The following is a 20,450-nucleotide window of genomic DNA, read 5'->3' as shown; positions in this document are numbered from 1 at the left end:
GCAAAGGAAGCACCAGCATTACTGATTCAGTAACGCCAGAAGAGTGCGCGTTCGCGCTTCCATCAACGGAATATCTCCGCGCGATTCCACGTTCAGGCGCACCACCGGTTCGGTATTGGAAGAGCGTAAATTGAAGCGCCAGTCGACAAACGACATGCTGATACCGTCCGTTCTGTCCACCGACAGCGCCTCACGGGAAAAATGCTGCTCCACGCGCGCAATCGCTGCCGCCGGCTCTGCCAGCGTACTGTTTATTTCTCCGCTCGCCGGGTAGGCCACCATCCGGTCACGGACCAGTTCGCCCAGCGACTGTCCTTTCAGAGACAGCAGCTCCGCCACCAGCAGCCACGGGATCATTCCGCTGTCGCAATAGGCAAAATCGCGGAAATAGTGGTGCGCGCTCATTTCGCCACCATAAATGGCATCTTCGTGGCGCATCCGCTCTTTGATAAACGCGTGCCCGGTTTTTGACATCACCGGTTTACCGCCTGCCGCCGTCACCACATCCACGGTGTTCCAGGACAGGCGTGGGTCGTGGATAATTTTCGCCCCCGGATTCTTCTCCAGAAACGCTTCCGCCAGCAGGCCGACAATGTAGTAGCCCTCAATGAACTGACCTGTTTCATCGAACAGGAAGCAGCGGTCAAAATCACCGTCGAAGGCAATCCCCATATCCGCGCCGTGTTCAATCACTGCATGGCGCGTGTCGGCCCGGCATTCCGGCAGCAGAGGATTGGGAATACCGTTGGGGAAGTTGCCATCCGGCGTGTTGTGAATTTTGATGAACTCGACCGGCACACCCAGCGCCTTAAAACGGACTTCAATGGCGTCAACCACCGGACCTGCCGCGCCGTTGCCGGAATTGAGCACCAGCTTCATCGGTTTCAGGTTGGCGGGATTGATGTAACCCAGCAGGTGGTCAATGTAGGCATCACGGGCAGTAATGCGCTGGTAGCGGCCACGTTTTGTCTCATCAACCGTCGGGAAATCATTGGCTTCCGCCAGGCGCTGCACGTCGCGCAGACCGGTATCACCGCTGATGGGCCGCGCCCCTTCCCGCACCAGCTTCATACCGTTGTAATCCATCGGATTATGGCTGGCGGTGACTTCAATACCGCCGTCAATGCCCAGGTGGAAAGTGGCAAAATAAATCTCTTCAGTGCCCGACATACCAATATCCAGCACATCCACGCCCGCATCCTGCAGTCCTTTCGCCAGCGCCAGCTTCAGCGTCTCACTGGTCAGGCGCACATCGCCGCCGAGGACAATCGTTTTCGGCTTCAGGAACTCGCCGTAAGCGCGGCCAATACGCCACGCAATATCTTCATTCAGTTCTTCGCCCAGCCTGCCGCGAATATCGTAGGCTTTGAAACAGGTTAATTTCGTCATGATTTACCCTTCTTCAGGCAACAGGAGGCCCTGACTCTTAATGAGCCTTTTAATGAGTGTTAAATGCATTTCCCGGCGCGCTTCGCTTATCGAGCCTACGGTGCTGTAGGCTGGATAAGCGCAGCGCATCCGACATCAGGTACGCCCGTATCTGTCCGCAAACCGCACCACATCATCCTCATCGAGGTAAGATCCGGAGCGCACTTCAATCAGATCGAGCGGGATTTTCCCCGGGTTCTCCAGACAATGGGTCGCCCCCAGCGGAATATAGACAGACTCGTTTTCAGCGAGCAGTTTGATGTCGTCATTGATTGTCACCTTCGCGGTACCAGCCACCACAACCCAGTGTTCAGCCCGGTGATGATGCATCTGCACGGACAATCCCTCACCGGGTTTAACGGTAATCCGCTTCACCTGGTAACGGTCTCCGGCATCAATAGAGTCGTACTTGCCCCATGGACGGTAAACTTCACGGTGAATATGGTGTTCATGTCGTCCGTCAGCTTTAATTTGCTCCACCACTTTTTTGACGTCCTGCACCGCGTTGCGATCGGCGATCAGCACCGCATCTTTGGTCTGCACCACCACCAGATCCTTCACCCCGACGGTCGTCACCAGGCCAGACTCGGCATACACGTAGCTATTTTCCGTTTTATGGCTAATGACGTCACCATGATGCACATTACCTTCAGCGGTATGGGCGCTGATTTCCCACAGCGATGACCAGGAGCCAACATCGCTCCAGCCTGCGTTCATGGGCATCACCACCGCATCGGCCGTACATTCCATTACCGCATAGTCCACAGACTCTTCCGGGCAGGCGAGAAACGCCTGTTCATCAACGCGGATAAAATCGAGATCGGGATCAACCGTACTCATGGCGTTTTCGCAGGCCTCAAGAATGTCGGAGCGATATTTTTTCAGTTCTTCCAGATAGCGCCCAGCCCGGAACAGAAACATGCCGCTGTTCCAGTAGTAGTCGCCGCTCGCCACGTAAGCCTGCGCAGTTTCCAGATTGGGCTTTTCAACAAACTGCGCCACCTCAAAAGCCACGGCGTCGGTATTGGTCGGCGAAACCTCGCCGCGACGTATATAGCCGTAGCCGGTCTCCGGCTGGTCCGGCACGATACCAAACGTCACCAGCTTACCCGCGCTGGCATACGGCATTGCATTGCGAACCGCCTCTCGAAATGCCTCTTCATCGGCAATCATGTGATCGGCCGCCAATACCAACAGCAGCGGATCTTCCCCCGGACTTTGACGTTTTGCCGCCAGCGCGGCCAGCGCTATCGCCGGTGCCGTGTTACGTCCGGCGGGTTCGAGAATAATATTCTCAGTCAGCTTGTGCAGTTGCCGTAGCTGTTCCGCCACAATGAAACGGTGTTGTTCATTACAGATAACCACCGGGCTTTCACACTCCACGCCGTTCAGACGACAGATCGTTGTCTGCAGCATGGTGAGATCGCCTTTCAGACACAGGAACTGCTTTGGATACAGCACGCGGGACAGTGGCCATAAACGGCTACCCGAGCCACCGGCCATCACCACCGGAAAGAGTTTGTTTTGACTCATCATGTACCCCGAATATCTGCAATAAATTGGCTCAGCACGTTTTCTTTATCCAGCGTGCGTTCGGCATACTCACGTGCCACCGTGTTAACTTTTGGCATGGTTAGCGCCTGTTGAATCCCGCCAACCAGCGCATTCACTGATTCAGGCTCGACACACACCGCGATGCCTGGGTGAGCGTCACACAGCTGACCCAACTCGGTCTCAGGTTCGGCGGTAATCACCGCGTTACCGCCAACGGCGAGGATATTGGTCAGTTTGGAGGGCAATACGGCATCCGCCGCACCGCGCTTTTGTACCACCAGATGGCAGTCCGCCATCTTGAGCAGCGCAGGCAGCGCGTCATAAGATTGCAGCGGAAAGAAGATCACATTGTTCAGGCCGCGTTCGCCAGACATACTCTCCAGCCGCGCTTTACCCCCGCCCTGCCCGACAATCACAAACAGCCAGGGCTGTTCGCTCAACAGGGCCGCTGCGTCGATCACACTCTCCAGCCCTTGCTTTTCACCGATATTGCCTGAGTAGAGAATGATTTTTTTATCATCAGGCAAGCCCAGTTGCTGGCGCAACGCCAGAGCATCGGCATCGTTCACGTCACGAAAACGCGCTACTTCTGACCAGTTCGGAAAGAAAATGACCTTCTGTGCATCAACGCCCTTCTCCTGCGCTTTATTCATCATTGAGCGAGAAATGGTCGAAATATGATCCATATTCAACAGCCCACTGCGCTCAAAGGCGCTGGCCAGTTTTGCCACCGCGCCACGCTTGCCTTTGCCCGCCATGCCAAGCCCCAGCATGGCATCGACTTCGTAATCCTGAATATGCAGCAGCGTGCGCGCCCCGGACAGCTTCGCCAGCAGACGCATGCCCGGCGTACAAAACAGCGTTGGCACTACCCCAATGATGCGATCCGGCTTCCAGCGGCGCTGCGCCAGCAACGGGAAGAAACTGCTCAGGGCGAAACTACCTAAATGCAGCAGGCGCTTGAGCGTAGAAGGCTGCTCAGGCACATACAGCGGGCAACGCCAGACGATGGCATCGCCTTCTTCACGACGGTAGCGCCAGGATGAATAGCGACCGTTGACCTTCCACTGCGGATAATAAGGCGGCGCAGTTATCACCCGTACGTCATGCCCCTGTTGCGCCATCCACTCCACCATTTCACCGGTGTATTTACCGATACCGGTCAACTCCGGCGAATAGTTGATGCCATACACAAGGATCTTCATAGCCCGGGTACTCCGGCCTGACTCTTCTCACAGAAGTAAGCCCGGCTGTTGTCGTGCACGTGGTCACTGGCCAGGATCTCTTCAATTGCCAGCCAGCGGTACGCGTCATGTTGAACGTCAGGCAGTTGCAGGTCGTTTTCCGACACCCGCAGACGAAATCCCAGCACGATGTAATGCGTTGAGAAATCTTCCCCGGAAAAGTTGTCGTCATAGAAGTGCTGCCAGACCCCGTAAAACTCTGCAGCGGACAGCGGTAAACGTAACCCCAGCTCAGCGTCGGTCAGCCGCTCAAAGGCCGCGCGCAGCGGTTCATCTTTTTGCACCCGACCGCCGGGCACGAACCAGTACCCCTGCGCCGGACGATTGAGGCGCTTGCCAAGCAGAAATTCGCCGTGGGCGTTTTCCACGATCAAATCGATGGAAATCAGCGGAGTTGAACGTACAACGGTGGCAAAATCCTCATGACGTAAAAACATGCTTACCCCCGGTAACGCTGCTGGTTTTCAAGGAACCACTGATATGTACTGGCAAGCCCCGCTTCCAGAGATATCTCGTGATACCAGCCCAACTGATGCAGACGCGTAACATCGAGCAATTTGCGCGGCGTGCCGTCCGGTTTGCTGGCGTCAAACACCACGCGCCCCTTGTAACCCACGGCCTGCGCGATAGTCTGGGCCAGTTCACGGATGGTGCAGTCCACACCGGTGCCCACGTTGATATGCGACAGCATTGGTTGGGTATATTCCTGCAACACTTCCTGAGCCAGCTCCATCACGTGGATACTGGCCGCCGCCATATCGTCGACATGCAGAAATTCACGCATTGGCGTCCCGCTTCCCCACACCACCACATCCGGCGTATTTTGCTCGCGAGCCTCATGAAAGCGGCGCAGCAGCGCCGGGATCACATGCGAATTACTCGGATGAAAGTTGTCATGCGGTCCGTACAGATTGGTCGGCATCACCGAGCGATAATCGCGGCCATACTGTCGGTTATACGATTCGCACAGCTTGATACCGGCAATTTTGGCAATCGCATACGGCTCATTGGTCGGTTCAAGTGCCCCCTGCAACAGTTCACTTTCGGCGATTGGCTGGGTGGCTTGCTTGGGATAAATACAGGATGACCCGAGGAACAACAGTTTATTCACGTTATGCAGATGCGCCGCATGAATAATGTTGCTCTCAATCATCATATTTTCATAAATAAAATCAGCAGGATAAGTATTGTTCGCCACAATCCCTCCCACTTTTGCCGCCGCCAGATAAACCTGGTCAATACTTTCAGCGGCAAAGAACGCCTGCACCGCACCGGCGTCCAGCAGATTAAGCTGGTCGCGAGTACGCAGCACCAGTTCTACGTTATCTCGCTGCGCCAGTTGTCTGACGATGGCGGCCCCCACCATCCCGCGATGGCCCGCCACAAAAATACGTTGTGTCTTCATCCTCAGTACTCCAGCGCGATGGCGACCTCGTAACCGTGCGACTTGAGCAGGGAATGTTTCTTCGCCGCATCAAGATCGTTGGCAACCATTTCCGAGATCATCTGGCGCAGTGTGATTTCCGGTTTCCAGCCCAGTTTTTCATGTGCTTTGGCCGGGTCGCCCAGCAGCGTTTCCACCTCAGCCGGACGGAAGTAGCGCGGGTCAACGGCAATCATGACATCCCCGGGTTTCACCCCCGGCGCATCGTGTCCGGTCACAGAAACCACGATGCCTTTCTCATTCACGCCCTCGCCTTCAAAGCGCAATTTAATCCCCAACTGAGCGGCCGCCATTTCCACGAACTGGCGCACGGAATACTGCACGCCGGTGGCAATCACGAAATCTTCCGGCTTATCCTGCTGCAGCATCATCCACTGCATCCTGACGTAATCTTTGGCATGCCCCCAGTCGCGCAGTGAATCCATGTTGCCCAGGTACAGGCAAGACTCCAGCCCCTGAGCGATGTTGGCGATCGCCCGGGTAATTTTGCGAGTGACAAAGGTTTCGCCGCGGCGCGGAGATTCGTGGTTGAACAGAATGCCGTTACAGGCATACATACCGTAAGATTCACGGTAGTTAACGGTAATCCAGTAGGCGTAGAGCTTAGCTACCGCATACGGTGAACGCGGATAGAACGGCGTGGTCTCTTTCTGTGGAATTTCCTGTACCAGACCGTAGAGTTCTGAGGTGGAGGCCTGATAGAAACGGGTTTTCTTTTCCAGACCGAGGAAGCGGATAGCCTCCAGCAAACGCAACGTACCGATTGCATCAACGTCTGCGGTGTATTCCGGTGAATCAAACGACACCGCGACATGGCTCATGGCACCCAGGTTATAGACCTCATCCGGTTGGACCTCTTTTAAAATACGGGTCAGGTTGGATGAATCCGTCAAATCACCATAGTGCAGATGAAATTTGGGATTGCCTGAATGCGGATCCTGGTAGATGTGGTCCACACGTTCGGTGTTGAATGATGAAGCGCGACGCTTAATACCGTGTACTTCGTACCCTTTTTCCAGCAGGAGTTCTGCCAGGTAAGAACCATCCTGCCCGGTTACGCCAGTAATGAGAGCGACTTTTGACATGTTATAACCTCTTCAGTGATCCCCTCAGGGAGTAACTTTCTCGACGCGTTCGCGCGTGACTACTGCGGGATTTCCCCGACAAATGACATTTGCTGGCAGCGATTTAAATACGCTGCTTCGTGCTCCAACGACGGTGCCATCGCCAATCGTCACGCCAGGCGCGACAAAGACATCTGTCGCCAACCAGCATTTAGCGCCAACCACAATCGGCGTGGCGTTAATATCAAAATGTTGACTGGCATAATCATGACTCCCGGTGCATAAATAACTTTTTTGCGAAATAACCGCATGGGCGCCAATCGTAATATCACCTAACGTATATAAAACCGCGTCGTCACCCACCCAGGCATAATCTCCCAGGGTTAATTTCCACGGATAAGTAATTTTTACTGAAGGCCGAATGACTACGTTTTTTCCTATTTTTGCGCCAAACATTCGTAATAAAAATGCACGCCAGCGATACATAACCTGCGGTGACCAGCGAAATAATGTTGCTTGTACCGCCCACCATAATTGCACTTTAATAGCACCACCGCCGCGAAAACCTCCAGGCACTTTAAATCCGCTTAAGTCCTGCATAATATGCCCTTACGTTTTTCCATATAAGGTTTTTGTTTTACCGGTTGTGCGCAGACGTAAATATTCTGACAAACCGGTCCAAAAACCTGGCATGTGTAATATCTGGCGCTGTACTTTTTTGGCATCCCGACACAATTCCAGATTATTCGTCGTTGACACTCCGCCCATGGAAAACTCCGACACCAACCCGCTCAGCTTTTTAAAAGCGTAACCGGACTTGTATAATTGGGCTGCCAACGCGTAATCAGACGATATTTTATATTGCAAATCATAATGCCAGACATTCAGCCCTGAGAGCGGAAAGAATATCGCCTGATGACTGGCGGGCAGGCTGTGATAAATATACCAACCCGGTTTTGCCCGGCGCTTAATTTTGTTGCCATTGCCGAAATCCAGCAACGCATCGCCAATGACCATGGTTTGGTCGCTCTGCATTTTTAGCTGGCGGATAAAATGTGCCGCATCCGCATGCAGAATATCCCCGGAGTTGAGGAACAGTGCAAACCGTCCGCGCGCCATCGCGATGCCTTTGTTCATCGCATCATAGATGCCGTTATCCGGCTCGCTGACAAACCGTAACCGGTGTTCCCCACTGAGCCCTTCAAGAAACGCCGACGTACCATCCGAGGAGCCGCCATCAACAACAATCCACTCAAAACTGATATCACCCGCTTGCGCCAGATGTGCCAGCGATGCGTGAGTTTTGACGATCCCTTCCAGATTGCGAAAGGCGACGGTAATGATACTGAGCAGCATGTGAGTTACCTCGCGATATTCAGCGCCTTGCGCAATATAAACGGACACACAATTAAAAATGCGTATTCCGGACTAAATACTGAACCTGTAAAAAACAGTGACAACGGTGTAAAAAGATAAAGCTGCACCCGATAATTCTGATTATCGCCAAACGCATTGATCATCATTTTCATGACCTTCCCCATGTACCATAGGGCTAATATCACCGCGAACCATGAAAAATAAATAATCAGCAGATACAAACCATTGTCTATTGTTTTACCGACATCTGCACCGTTAAAAATTCCGAATGACGCAACGTATTCATAAAGTGAGCCAAATCTCACTACGCCATCAACATTCAGTAATGAATAACCGACCATCACCAATGGTCCTACGATACGATAATACGATGACGAACCTTCAGTTCCTAAATCACCAAGCCGCGTTGCGATGTACGGAAAAGCAAATATCACCCCAACTAAAAACACGCTTAATGAGATTATCGCCAGCGGTAGCTTCTTTTTTATCGCATCCTTATTCAGGTACTGGAACGCCCACTCCAGGAGATAAAACAAAATAAACGTCATCACCCCTGAAAAAGATCCTGATAATATTATCCCTGCCAGAATCATAGCATCGGACTTAGGTGTTTTGATACCAAACTGTTTGATGCTGAGCCAAATTGAGATTAACGCCAGAGCGAAGAATGCCGGTTCGAAATAGAGCGCAGTGGTACGTTTCCCACCAAACTTAATAAAGTTCAGAACATAGCTGTTACTGTAAATAAGATATTTCGAAATAACTTCCATTAAACTGCTGCCGCCGCTGAGAATTATCTGTGCCATTTCAACCGCAGCTAACCCCACCACCAGTCCCACCACCAGCCAGAAAAAACGCAAAATCTTAATGTAGTTATGCGGTGAAATGGTTTTGAAGCGAATACTCCACACCATGCCAATGATCACCACGGTATAAACAAACAGCATCGCTGACGTTACGTACTTGCTGGCATCCAGTGATTGGCCGAACAGGTAGTTAAACGCCGTCAGCCCGCCCCCTACCCCCAGCGCGATCATTAATTTTTTGATATTGATGCGCTCGACAAACAGCAACAACAGAACGGGCAAGAACGTGACGATGGTTATCGGGAAGCTCTCGCCAAGCTGGGCAAGTTTGACGTTAACCAGCAGATAAAGCAGCGGTAGCACCAGATAGCTACAGATTCTGATAGAACGAGACATATTCCTCCAGCATCTGTTGCCCACTGTATGCCACCCGACTGCGCTGACTGAACGCGGTAAGGGACGTGTCAAATACCGCCTGCGCAATGTCTGATTTTTTCAGTTGCACCAGTTGCATTACGTCCGCTTCGCTGAACGTTTTGCCGCCTGATTTAGCCAGCACTTCCTGCGCGGCATCGCTGTGCGTGGCAATTACCGGTACGCCGATGGAAAGCGCTTCACACAGAATCAGCGGGTAGTTATCGACACGGGAGCTGAACACCAGTCCATCCATCTGGTTAAGCGCACTCATCAACGTGCGCTTATCGCTCTCAAAACCGTGGTTGATGACGTTATCTCCCGCAAATGGCGAAAATTTGCCGAAGGTATGCAGCTCAATTTTGTCCCCAAGCGCGCTAATCGCTCGCACCAGTTGTTGACTAGTTTTGCCGTCATAGCGCAGGTCATGAGCTACCACGGCAATTTTCGGCCGACCGCTCTCCGCAGGCATCGCGGGTAGTTCGGCAAGAATGGCTTCAGTTGCCACATCAATACCGTTGTTAATAATGTGACATCGTCCCACGCCATACAGGCTGTTGAATGCCTCGGCCACATGCTGACTGGGTGAGATAAACTGGCAGCCCAGCGCCAGCATGGCGCGAAACATCTGCCGCTTGCCGGGCAACTGCTGATGGGCTTTATCGATTTTTACCGGCGGATAGTTGCTGAGCGTTGGGCATTTCTGGCAGCCCGTTTTCCAGCCTTCGCAGCCATCAGTAAAGGCACAGCGCCCGGTCACGCTCCAGTGATCGTGCAGCGTCCAGACGAAGGTGATATCCGATTTATGCGCCTTCACTTTTTGGCAAAAGGTCACCACCTCTTCCAGGTTCAACCAGTAGCTGTGCAACACATGAAAATGCAGTACCAGTGGGCCGCTGGTGCAGGTAACTTCACGGTATAACTTGTTGAGATTGCCAAACATGTCGCGGTTCGCGAAACGAAATAGCGCAATATTCGCCACCGATGTCAGACGCGGCGTATGTTTGATAACATGCGGATAATCCCTGTGGCTGGCGCTTTTCTTGCCACCTTTGCCATAGCCGTACACAAACCGCGACGACAGCCCTTTTTCCAGCGCGCGAAGATGCAAATCTAACGCCACGCCTGCCGCCCCACCTTCTGCGAGTCGCACATTAAACTGTAATATCTTCATTTTATTACCTTCACCCGTGCCTTCTCGCCCACGACCAGCGTATTGTCCGGAACGCTATCCACCACAACGCTCCCGGCGCCAATCGTCACGTTATCGCCAATAGCAACGTCGCCGAGCAGAGTGACATTGGCCCCCAACTCAACGCCGTTACCGATGACCGGACAGGATGGATCGTTGGCACCAAGATTGCCGATAGTAACGCCGTGGCGTAGGGTAAAATCATCCCCCGCCACCACGTGTTTATTGATAACCACCCCATAGCCATGATGGATGGTGAAACGACGACCGATTGATGCAGCAGCCTGAATTTCATAGCCAAACAGGCATTCGGTGATAAGGCGGTACATCACCAGTACCGGGGCAGCCCACAGGTTGTTTATGATGTTTTTTTTACGCCAGACGGAGCAAAAATGGGCAATCCGATAGGCCGCCACCATGCAGCAGGGGCGCAGACTCCAGCCGTTCGCGCGTAAATCTTCCAGCATACTTAGCGTCCTCGCAGTCCGTCGGCCAGACGCTTACTGTTGCGAACAGAAAGCAGCGTCAGCAGCGTGCGCCAGTTCATCCGTTTGTTGCGGATCTGATAGAGGGTAAACAGCTGATATTTCTTGCTGGCCCGGTCAAATTTGCCTTTGTGCTTGCGGTAAAACTGAAAGTAACCGGAGAATTTATTCGGCGATGAGGTAATACGCATCTCGCCGTGATTCACATGCAGGATCTGCGTCGCCTCTTTGACCTTCCACGGTTTGCCATACGCCACCACCATGCGCAGGAAGATGTCGTAATCCTGCGCCGCTTTCAGCGTGGTATCGAACAGGCATGCTTTAAACCGCCATGCCCAGGTAAATACCTGATTACCAATGATGTTGCGCTTATAAAACCTGCGGCGTGAATAAACGGACTTCGGATAGAGCGGCAGACTGGTCGGCTGCGAATACACTTCGCCCTCACAGACATAGTCATTGGCATACAGAAACGCCCGTGTGACCAGTTGATGCCGATACTGCAGGAACACGCTCAGGCGGTTCGGCGTCCATTCATCATCATCATCAATCCCCGTAATATATTGCCCGTTGGCCAGCATAATGGCCTGATTACGCACCGCGCAGGCCCCGGAGTTGGTGGAATTATGCGTATACGACACGCGCGGATCGTTGAGTTCCTCAACAAACTGCTGCAACTGCTCATATGAGGAAGAGCAATCATCCACAATGATCATCTCCCAGTGAGGGTAGTCCTGGCGCAACACCGATTTAATCGCCCGAATGGCCAGCTGCTGGCGGTTCCAGGTTGGCATATAAATTGAAATTAGCGGGTTTTCTGTCGTCATTTTCGTTTCCGGATAGATACGCTTTTGTAGGCCGGATAAGGCGTTTTCGCCGCATCCGGCAGGGTTGGTGATTTATTTCGCATCCGACGTGTATTCGTATTCGTAGTAGCCGTAATCCTGATACCCGCTGGCACGGCGGAAGATCGAGTTGAGGATCACCCCTTTCACCTGAATGCCGTTTTGCTCGAAGCGACTCAGGCTGGTTTCCACCTCTTTCAGCGTGTTGACCGCATAACGCGCCACCATCAGCGTGGTGCCGACGTGACGCCCCACGATGGCCGCGTCGGTCACCGCCAGAATTGGTGGGGTGTCAATCAACACCAGGTCATAGTGCGAGCTGGCCCAGGCAATCAGTTCGCCGAAACGTTCGCTCATCAACAGCTCGGAAGGATTGGGAGGGATTTGACCACGAGGGATCAGATCAAAATGCGGAATCGATGTCGGTTTGGCGCTGGATGAGATATCCCCCTTGCCAATCAGGATCTCAGACAGGCCGTTGACGTTATTGGTCCCCAGCAGTTCGTGGGTATAGCCTTTGCGCATATCGCAGTCGATCAACAGCACGCGTTTGTTGGTCTGGCTGATGACTGCCGCCAGGTTGGCGCAGACAAACGTTTTGCCAATCGACGGGCTGACGCCGGTCAGCATCAATACGTTGTTACGCGCCTGCATCATGGCAAAGTGCAGGCTGGTACGCAGGCTACGGACCGCTTCTATGGCGAGATCGGTTGGATTACCCACGGCCAACAGCTGGCTTTGCTTGTAGCGTTTCACACCTTTAATGGTCTGAACGTTATCACGTGCTTTTTGCCATTCGGACAGCGGAATACTGGCATACACGCTGATACCATGCTCTTCCAGCGCCTGCGGGCTTTCAATACCGCGATTAAACAGAGAACGCAGCAGTACGCCCACCACCGAAAGCATCAAACCGAGAATGATACTGCCGAGAATAATCAGCGCCGTTTTCGGCTTCAGCACGCCAGGCTGGGCAATCGCGGGATCGACAATGCGCACATCGCCAACCGTACTGGCCTCGGTAATCTTCAGTTCCTGTTGCTTGTTCAGCAACTGCATATAGACCTGCTGACCGGACTCCACATCACGCGTCAGACGAACAATTTCCTGCTGCGTTTTCGGCATCGCCGTTACGCGCCCGTTCAGCTTACTTTTCTCATCTTCCAGCGCCTGGCGTTTTTCCAGCAGCGTGCGGTACGCCGGATGCGCTTTGGTGAACAGCTTGGAAATCTCCGCTTCTTTGAAGGTCAGTTCATTCAGTTGCGCATCGATATTCACCATCGAATCCAGCACCGCTTTGGCTTCCAGCGGCAAATCCACGGAGTCTTTATCCTGACGAAAGGCGTTCAGCTTGTTTTCAGCAACGTCCAGCCGATTACGCACCTCAGGCAGTTGCTTTGCCAGAAACGCCAGACTTTTGGCGGCCTCTTCAGATTTACGTTCCACGTTTTGTTGCAGATAGTTGCGGGTAATACTGTCGAGGATCTGGCGGATTTGCTCGCGGTCTTCACCGGTAAAGGTCAGGCTCAATACGCCGGTGTCTTTGCCTGTTTCCGCCACCATCAGATTATTTTGCAGGGTGTTTATCATGCCCAGCGTGGAGAATTTGCTGACGGTAAATTGGCTCTCCGGGCTGGCATGAATCGCCTCAACCAGCATCGTCACGCCATCGTGTTCCAACACTTTGCCGACTTGCCCCCGGGCGCTAAAACCCCCGTCACTCACCAGTTGATAGCTTGTGTCATTCAGAACATTGAGCGTGAAGGTCTGTTCATTCATTGCCTTTGGCAGCGTGAAGGTGGTCACATTAACCGTTTCGTTCTGGCGGCCCATCAGCCGGTCCCAGCCCGCGCCAAAAATAGGGAATGTATCTTTGGTAACGGCGATATCGAGGTTAAGATCGTCTACCGTTTTCCCTAATACCAGACGCGACTGGATGAGCTGAATTTCCGCTTCCGAGGCCGGCGGTTTGTTCGACAACGCCGAGCCAATATCCTGCACCAGTGAATTTCCGGTATTTTGCTCAATTTGCACCAGCGCGTCCGCACTGTAGATGGGTGTGGCGAACAGCGTGTAGACCGCGGCGCACAATGCAAAAGCCGCGGTAATGCCAAGTACCCACCAGCGGGCTTCCACCACCGTTGCGACCAGACGACCAATATCGATTTCATCATTGCCGGTTACCGGCGCAGCAGACTGTTTAACTTTTTCTGTCATTGTTTTCCCTGCTCTGCGTTCAGTGCCTGAGCCCATTGGCGGGCAGACCGTTCAAGTAATGCGTACACCGCGTCAAACGCATCACGGCTTTTACGATACGGATCGGGAATTTCGCGCTCGCTGTCCCAGTGCCCAAAAAGCATCACTTTGCCACGCATCTCCGGTACCATTTCACACAGGGCAGAGATATGGCGCTTCTCCATGGTCAGGATCAGGTCATACTCCCGGCACATTCGTCCCGAGATCTGCCGGGCACAATGATTATCCAGTGACAGGTTGTGCGCCTGTGCCACGCTAATAGCACACGGATCCGCGCCTTTCCCCACCAGCGCCCCAAGACCGGCTGAAGAGACCGTTAACGCCGGATGAAATTGCCTTAATAAGCGCTCTGCCGTCGGGGAACGACAAATGTTCCCCACACAGACAACTAAGATTTTGTTAAACATGATGATTACCAGTTGTGAAGGTCGCTGGCCGTGTCCGTCATATAGCGAACACCGCTAATAGTCGGCAGCAACTGATTGATCAAACGGTTCCAGCGAGCAACCGGCGCGGTAGTGACGTACACCACATCGTATGGCTGGAGTCGGAATGATGTTGCCATCACCAGCGACGTCGCATCGGACATATCAAGCTGATAGATATTGGCGATCTTGCCGTTGTTCCCGCCCTCGCCTTTCAATGGTCGAATAACGAAAATGCCGCTGGCATTGGAGGTAGTCAGGTCAATACCTTCGGCATTGCCCAGCGCTTCGGTAAGCGTCATGCCGCTGAAGTCCATTTTGAGGGTGCTCTGTTTTTTCACTTCTCCCATTACGAAGACTTTCAGATCGTCATTACGCGGAACAAACAGAATGTCGCCAGGATAGAGCAGCCGGTTCTGGCTCAGGTCGCCATTTTGCATCAGCGCTTGCAGTGAAATACGTTGCTCCTGCCCTTTATGAGTCAGCACAACGTTGCGCCAATCTGCTGCCTCGGTGAGACCGCCAGCGGCGTTAATGGCATCGAGAACGGTAAGCGGCACGTTGGTGATGGCCTGCTGGCCGGTTTTGTTCACCTGCCCGGAGACATAGGCCTTCTGCGAGCGGAAAGCGGCGATATTAACGTCCACCTGCGGGTCAGCAATGTACTTCGCTAAGCGCCCGGTAATATCACTACGAATCTCTGCCAACGTTTTTCCCACCACGCTGACTTTGCCGATGTAGGGGTAAAACATGGTGCCATCAGGCTGCACCCAGTTGCCGGTATCGCTTGAGCTACGGTACTGCCCGGCCGGCGTGGTGAGTTCAGGATGGTCCCAGACGGTCACATTCAGGACATCCCCCGGGCCGACCCGGTACTGATATCCGGAAATCTCCTGGTCCAGCGACATATTAGGCTGGGCAACATTTGGTCGAGGACGTAATTGTTCGACCAGCCGTGGCGTGAGTGGATAAACATTCACCATGCGATCGATATCAAAATCAGCGTCCTGCTGTTTAATCACATCTTTGCCCATCGTAGACATATTGCTGCCCGGAAGCACGGTACAACCGTTTATCAAGATCACCGATACCAATACTGGCATCAATTTAAGTTTGGATTTCATCATTGATTATTTATCACTTTGGCAGAGTATTTATCACATGCAATCTAAATAGCGACTTCGCCTGTACGTATTTACCTTGCCGTTAATTGAAATGGAATTTAACTGGCATCAGTCCTAAAAAAAATGAATTCATCTGCGGTCTCTTGACAGAATAATTTAGGCTTGTTTCAGGCGACCAGACACGCTACCGCCCCTGGCTTCACTAGCTACCAATGCACTGATTAATTTAAATTTTTATCTTCTCCTTTATTTTCATCACATTTACAGCGTTAACGCATCGGGAATGGCGCCACTGATTGATGAGGAAATATTTATCTTTTGATTATTACCGCAAGAATTGTTGCAGCTATGCGAATATCAGGCAAGATAACAAACCGCCGATACCTGGCTTTTAAGATTAATATTAAGCGTCGGTTTTATATATTTTTAGGATTTTATTGATATTGACAATATTGATATAGAAATATTCCACCTGCGATATTTCCTAAATATATTTAGATTAATAAAATCATTTCCTGTAGTTACATTAAGGCTATTATCCTGCATCAGTTCTGATATAACCGACAGAGAAATCCCTTCTCGCCATTGCATTTTTCGCCAGTTTTACCCATGATCGAATTGTGACAATTGTCATACAACTATGGGTATAGCATTTACTATGGAATGGATTGCCGATCCGTCAATCTGGGCCGGACTGGTCACGTTAATCGTGATCGAACTTGTTCTTGGCATTGATAATCTTGTTTTTATTGCCATCCTCGCGGAGAAACTACCTCCTGCCCAGCGGGATAAGGCGCGTATTACCGGGCTACTGCTGGCGATGGTTATGCGCCTGCTGCTGCTGGCATCAATATCCTGGCTGGTAACGCTGACCACGCCGCTGTTCAGCATTCGCGATCTCAGCTTCAGCGCCCGCGATCTGATCATGCTGTTCGGTGGTTTCTTCCTGCTGTTTAAAGCCACTATGGAGCTCAACGAACGGCTGGAAGGGAAAGACAGCGATAACCCCACCCAGCGTAAAGGCGCTAAGTTCTGGGGTGTGGTCGCGCAGATCGTGGTGCTTGACGCCATCTTCTCTCTGGATTCCGTCATTACCGCTGTTGGCATGGTCGATCACCTGGCGGTGATGATGGCGGCAGTCATTATTGCCATCAGCCTGATGTTGCTGGCCAGCAAGTCGCTGACGCGCTTTGTTAACAGCCATCCAACTATTGTTATTCTGTGTCTGAGCTTCCTGCTGATGATTGGTTTCAGTCTGGTGGCCGAAGGGTTTGGTTTCCATATCCCGAAAGGTTACCTGTACGCAGCCATCGGCTTCTCGGTCATGATCGAAGCATTGAACCAGTTGGCTATCTTTAACCGTCGTCGCTTCCTCTCAGCCAACCATACTCTGCGCCAGCGCACCGCCGAGGCGGTAATGCGGCTGCTGAGCGGGCAAAAAGAAGATGCCGAACTGGATGCCGAAACCGCGGCGATGCTGGCGGATCATCATGAAGGTCAGATTTTTGCGCCTCAGGAGCGGCGGATGATTGAACGTGTGCTGAACTTCAATCAGCGTACCGTCAGCAGTATCATGACCTCGCGCCATGATATTGAACATATCGACCTCAATGCGCCCGAAGCAGAAATCCGCGCCTTACTGGAAAAAAACCAGCATACGCGTCTGGTGGTCACTGGCGAAGACGAGCAGGAGGAGCTGCTGGGCGTGGTGCATGTCATCGATTTACTGCAACAGTCTCTGCGCGGCGAACCGCTCGACCTGCGCGTCTTGATTCGCCAGCCGCTGGTGTTCCCGGAGACCTTGCCGCTGCTTCCGGCGCTTGAGCAGTTCCGTAATGCCCGCACGCATTTCGCGTTTGTAGCCGATGAATTTGGTTCCGTCGAAGGGATTGTGACGCTGAGTGATGTGATGGAAACCATCGCCGGCAATCTGCCAAACGAGGTAGAGGAAATCGACGCCCGTCATGATATTCAGAAAAACGCCGATGGTTCGTGGACCGCTAACGGACATATGCCACTGGAAGACCTGGTGCAGTACGTGCCTATCCCGTTAGACGATAAGCGTGAGTATCACACCATTGCCGGACTGTTAATGGAGTATTTGCAGCGCATCCCGAAAACCGGGGAGGAAGTCCAGGTTGGCGACTATCGGCTAAAAACCCTGCAGGTGGAAAATCATCGCGTGCAAAAGGTCCAGCTGATACCGCTACACAGTGAAGAAGAGATGGATTACGAGGTGTAAGTCACGAGCCGGATGGGGCATTAGCCACCATCCGGCAATATGAATCAGAGCTTATCCAGCAACTTTTTAACATCTTTGCCGTTGCGGGAATCTTTATTGCGATCTGCCCAGTCATTCAGACGACGTTTTGCTTCATCCTGCAGATGCTTACGCAAAAGCTGATCAACTTGCAGGCTGTAGTTCAGTGATTGCCACTGGCCATAGACCCTGAGAGGAACCGGGGTGGCCTTCAGGAAACTAATCAACTTACTTTCGCCATCCCAACCGCCCAGCACGCGAATGTTAAACAGCGTGTCGCAATTCTGCTTCACCAGATCTAACGTTCCTTTGCCGGTTAGCGCCAACATCGCGGACTCCCCTGCCATGTTATCCAGCGTCACCTCACCGTTATCCAGACTCATATCGGTTACAAAATGATCCAACCGGGTCACGTTATCGAGGTTTTGCTGAGATTTAACATCCCCACCGCTGCGTTCTACAGCCTGTTGAATCATCTGCTGGAAGTTCATCCCTTCCATTCGCGTATCGTTCATTTCGACATGGGCCTGCCCTTGCCAGCTATGGCGAAACGCCTGGGCGTCAATATCTGAGCCGGAAAAATCTCCCGCCAGCGACAGCTTGCCGGTGAGTGCGATGGGGTAATCAAAGGCCTTCAAAATAGTGCCAATTTCCACACCTTCCAGGCGCGGATGAAAGACCGCTCGCGGTTCTCCCTTTCTGGCATCCAGCGTGCCGGGCAGTGAGATCAGCCCGCCATCACTTTTTCCCTGCAACTGCGCAATGTTCAGTAAGCCGAACTGGTTGTCTATTTTTGCCGAAACATTCTCAAACGCCATTTTCCGCCACAGCACTTTGTCAGCCTGCAAAGCGATGTCTGCCGAAAAACCCTTGAGTCCCTGATACGAAACGGCATCAACCTGGGAAGCAATGACGGGGCGCGCCAGCGTTGACTGACTCTGACCTTGCTGAACGTCACCTTTTGCTGTCGCCGCTGCGTCATGTTGTACGAGCAGGTTATCCAGATTGAGCTGACCAAATTTCAGGTCGACGGCCCATTCCGGTTTTTCCAACAAGGATACGTGTGCTTGCCCGGAGAACGAAGAGTCATTGGCGGTCAAATTTATCTGACTAAACGAAAGCTGTTTTTTCTCTTCCAGCCATTGTGTCTGAAGATGTCCCTGACCGTTGATCCCCTGGGGCGGCAAATCGGCCCCCTGCAATTGCCAGCTTAACTGCTCGATATTCGCAGATAAGTTGTGCGGATAATCGGAGGCATCGACCGTGCCGTTAAAGGATAACGCGAGATCGCGCTGATCGCGGTTCACACGCCCGGAAAAATCAAACGTGCCGCGGTGCTGGCTATCTTGTTCCATCTCCAGACGAATATCACGAACAGTAACTTGTTCATCGTCTTCATGCTGGAATACCAGAACACTGTCGGCAACCCGCAAACGGGCGATATCAAACGACCATCCTTTGTCTTCCGCCAGATCGGGCAACATATTGTCTTTTGGGGCAACAGGTGCATCTTTGCCGCGTACCGCCTCAGTTTGCGGGGTCAGTTGAATCACTGCGCCTTTGAGCATCACCTGCTTCACGCTGAGCTGGTGGCTCAACAGCGGCCATAACGCAACGTCAAGACGCATATTGTCGGCACGAACCAGAGGTTCGCTGGCACCTTCAGCCGTTAACACCACTCGCCCTGAGAGGATACTCAGTTGCGGCCATACGTGCCAACGCAGGGGGCCATCCAACTGCAGCTGATACCCGCTACGTGCGGCAACCTGCTTGACCATATACGCGCGGAAATCATTCGGATTCACCAACAGTACTAACGCAGAAAAGCCGGCCACCAGCACGACCAGAAGAATCATCAGCGTCGTCAGAAATCGTCTCATGCTATCCCCAATGGACTGATAAACACTCAGTCTTTATCGATCCGGCTGGCAACGGCGCCCTGCTGGTCGCGATACTTCGCATCCTGACGACGGTTGTATGGTCGCGCTGCCGGACCGGAAAGCGGTTCGAAACTTAGCGCGCCAATCGGCATGCCCGGACGCAGAGCCAGCGGTAATTTTCCGGAGTTGTAAAACTCCAGTACGATACAGCCAGACCAGCCCGGATCGATACGGTGTGCGGTGACGTGTACCATCAGTCCCAGACGCGCCAGAGATGAACGGCCATCTAACCAACCGACGAGATCGGAAGGCAGCGTCACGGATTCGAATGTTACTGCCAGCGCAAGCTCACCCGGATGCAAGAAGAATGCCTCGCCGTCCTTGAGGACGATTTCATCACTCATCACGCGATCCAGCGCGGCGCTGACTTCATCTTTCGGTCCGCTCAAATCGATATACGCCGCCGTATGACCGCGGAACGTACGGAATTTGTTGCCAAGACGCACATCTACCGTGGCGCCATTGATTCGCTCGACAGGAGGGCGTGGAGTGATCGACAGGCGACCTTCATCCAACCAGGCTTCAATATCTCGGTCACATAAACGCATGGCACTTTCTCCTTTCGTGCTTCAAACCCTTAATGCCAGGTGCG

At 52.7% G+C, this 20,450-nt stretch carries 18 protein-coding genes; 1 reads left to right on the top strand and 17 read right to left on the bottom strand.

Features of this window, described 5'->3' with window-relative positions; genetic code table 11:
• Nucleotides 1–18 precede the first annotated feature (18 nt).
• From cpsG to OGY10_RS03270, 15 genes are all read right to left on the bottom strand, one after another.
• Complete coding sequence (gene cpsG / locus OGY10_RS03340) at nucleotides 19–1,389, bottom strand: colanic acid biosynthesis phosphomannomutase CpsG (protein ID WP_286576251.1); 1,371 nt, start codon at nucleotides 1,387–1,389, stop codon at nucleotides 19–21.
• A 135-nt stretch (nucleotides 1,390–1,524) separates the two neighbouring features.
• A complete protein-coding gene (cpsB, locus tag OGY10_RS03335) occupies nucleotides 1,525–2,961 on the bottom strand; it encodes a mannose-1-phosphate guanyltransferase (RefSeq protein WP_286576249.1) in 1,437 nt (478 codons plus the stop codon).
• Nucleotides 2,961–4,187: a colanic acid biosynthesis fucosyltransferase WcaI gene (gene wcaI, locus OGY10_RS03330; RefSeq protein ID WP_213752598.1), complete on the bottom strand. Its 1,227-nt coding sequence runs from the start codon at nucleotides 4,185–4,187 to the stop codon at nucleotides 2,961–2,963. Before wcaI ends, cpsB begins: the two co-directional genes overlap by 1 nt.
• Nucleotides 4,184–4,663: a GDP-mannose mannosyl hydrolase gene (locus OGY10_RS03325; RefSeq protein ID WP_286576246.1), complete on the bottom strand. Its 480-nt coding sequence runs from the start codon at nucleotides 4,661–4,663 to the stop codon at nucleotides 4,184–4,186. Before OGY10_RS03325 ends, wcaI begins: the two co-directional genes overlap by 4 nt.
• Before the next feature lie 2 nt (nucleotides 4,664–4,665).
• A complete protein-coding gene (gene fcl, locus OGY10_RS03320; protein WP_286576245.1) occupies nucleotides 4,666–5,631 on the bottom strand; it encodes a GDP-L-fucose synthase in 966 nt (321 codons plus the stop codon).
• A gap of 2 nt (nucleotides 5,632–5,633) precedes the next feature.
• Nucleotides 5,634–6,755: a GDP-mannose 4,6-dehydratase gene (gene gmd, locus OGY10_RS03315; RefSeq protein ID WP_111465368.1), complete on the bottom strand. Its 1,122-nt coding sequence runs from the start codon at nucleotides 6,753–6,755 to the stop codon at nucleotides 5,634–5,636.
• A gap of 24 nt (nucleotides 6,756–6,779) precedes the next feature.
• Entirely contained in the window at nucleotides 6,780–7,334 is a 555-nt protein-coding gene (gene wcaF, locus OGY10_RS03310) for a colanic acid biosynthesis acetyltransferase WcaF (RefSeq protein ID WP_048235022.1), read from the bottom strand.
• 9 nt (nucleotides 7,335–7,343) lie between these two features.
• Nucleotides 7,344–8,090 carry a colanic acid biosynthesis glycosyltransferase WcaE gene (gene wcaE, locus OGY10_RS03305; RefSeq protein WP_008785198.1) on the bottom strand — a complete coding sequence of 249 codons (747 nt, stop codon included), beginning with the start codon at nucleotides 8,088–8,090 and terminating at the stop codon, nucleotides 7,344–7,346.
• Between the two features lie 5 nt (nucleotides 8,091–8,095).
• Nucleotides 8,096–9,313, bottom strand: a complete 1,218-nt coding sequence (gene wcaD / locus OGY10_RS03300) for a colanic acid polymerase WcaD (protein ID WP_020996654.1) — start codon at nucleotides 9,311–9,313, stop codon at nucleotides 8,096–8,098.
• Nucleotides 9,288–10,505, bottom strand: a complete 1,218-nt coding sequence (gene wcaC, locus OGY10_RS03295) for a colanic acid biosynthesis glycosyltransferase WcaC (protein WP_286576241.1) — start codon at nucleotides 10,503–10,505, stop codon at nucleotides 9,288–9,290. The genes wcaD and wcaC overlap by 26 nt, the downstream gene beginning before the upstream one ends.
• Complete coding sequence (gene wcaB, locus OGY10_RS03290; protein WP_032943932.1) at nucleotides 10,502–10,990, bottom strand: colanic acid biosynthesis acetyltransferase WcaB; 489 nt, start codon at nucleotides 10,988–10,990, stop codon at nucleotides 10,502–10,504. The genes wcaC and wcaB overlap by 4 nt, the downstream gene beginning before the upstream one ends.
• Nucleotides 10,991–10,992: 2 nt before the next feature.
• The gene (gene wcaA / locus OGY10_RS03285) at nucleotides 10,993–11,835 is read right to left on the bottom strand and encodes a colanic acid biosynthesis glycosyltransferase WcaA (protein WP_008785202.1); all 843 of its coding nucleotides are present in this window, start codon (nucleotides 11,833–11,835) and stop codon (nucleotides 10,993–10,995) included.
• Nucleotides 11,836–11,907: 72 nt separating this feature from the next.
• Nucleotides 11,908–14,070: a tyrosine-protein kinase Wzc gene (gene wzc, locus OGY10_RS03280; protein ID WP_100272152.1), complete on the bottom strand. Its 2,163-nt coding sequence runs from the start codon at nucleotides 14,068–14,070 to the stop codon at nucleotides 11,908–11,910.
• Nucleotides 14,067–14,516, bottom strand: a complete 450-nt coding sequence (gene wzb / locus OGY10_RS03275; protein WP_032949610.1) for a low molecular weight protein-tyrosine-phosphatase Wzb — start codon at nucleotides 14,514–14,516, stop codon at nucleotides 14,067–14,069. The genes wzc and wzb overlap by 4 nt, the downstream gene beginning before the upstream one ends.
• Before the next feature lie 5 nt (nucleotides 14,517–14,521).
• The gene (locus tag OGY10_RS03270) at nucleotides 14,522–15,661 is read right to left on the bottom strand and encodes a polysaccharide export protein (RefSeq protein WP_286576238.1); all 1,140 of its coding nucleotides are present in this window, start codon (nucleotides 15,659–15,661) and stop codon (nucleotides 14,522–14,524) included.
• Nucleotides 15,662–16,316: 655 nt separating this feature from the next.
• Here OGY10_RS03270 and OGY10_RS03265 point away from each other — a divergent pair.
• Entirely contained in the window at nucleotides 16,317–17,900 is a 1,584-nt protein-coding gene (locus OGY10_RS03265) for a TerC family protein (RefSeq protein ID WP_032943936.1), read from the top strand.
• A gap of 44 nt (nucleotides 17,901–17,944) precedes the next feature.
• On the opposite strand, the gene asmA is transcribed toward OGY10_RS03265, so the two are convergent.
• Together asmA and dcd are read right to left on the bottom strand one after the other, a co-directional pair.
• Nucleotides 17,945–19,798 carry an outer membrane assembly protein AsmA gene (asmA, locus tag OGY10_RS03260; protein WP_100272151.1) on the bottom strand — a complete coding sequence of 618 codons (1,854 nt, stop codon included), beginning with the start codon at nucleotides 19,796–19,798 and terminating at the stop codon, nucleotides 17,945–17,947.
• Nucleotides 19,799–19,824: 26 nt separating this feature from the next.
• Nucleotides 19,825–20,406, bottom strand: a complete 582-nt coding sequence (dcd, locus tag OGY10_RS03255; protein WP_003834269.1) for a dCTP deaminase — start codon at nucleotides 20,404–20,406, stop codon at nucleotides 19,825–19,827.
• Nucleotides 20,407–20,450 lie beyond the last annotated feature (44 nt).

This window comes from Citrobacter sp. Cpo148, from assembly GCF_030332375.1.
Lineage (GTDB): Bacteria > Pseudomonadota > Gammaproteobacteria > Enterobacterales > Enterobacteriaceae > Citrobacter > Citrobacter portucalensis.
Note: the sequence above shows the minus strand (reverse complement) of the source record. Positions and strands in the feature narration are given on the sequence as shown.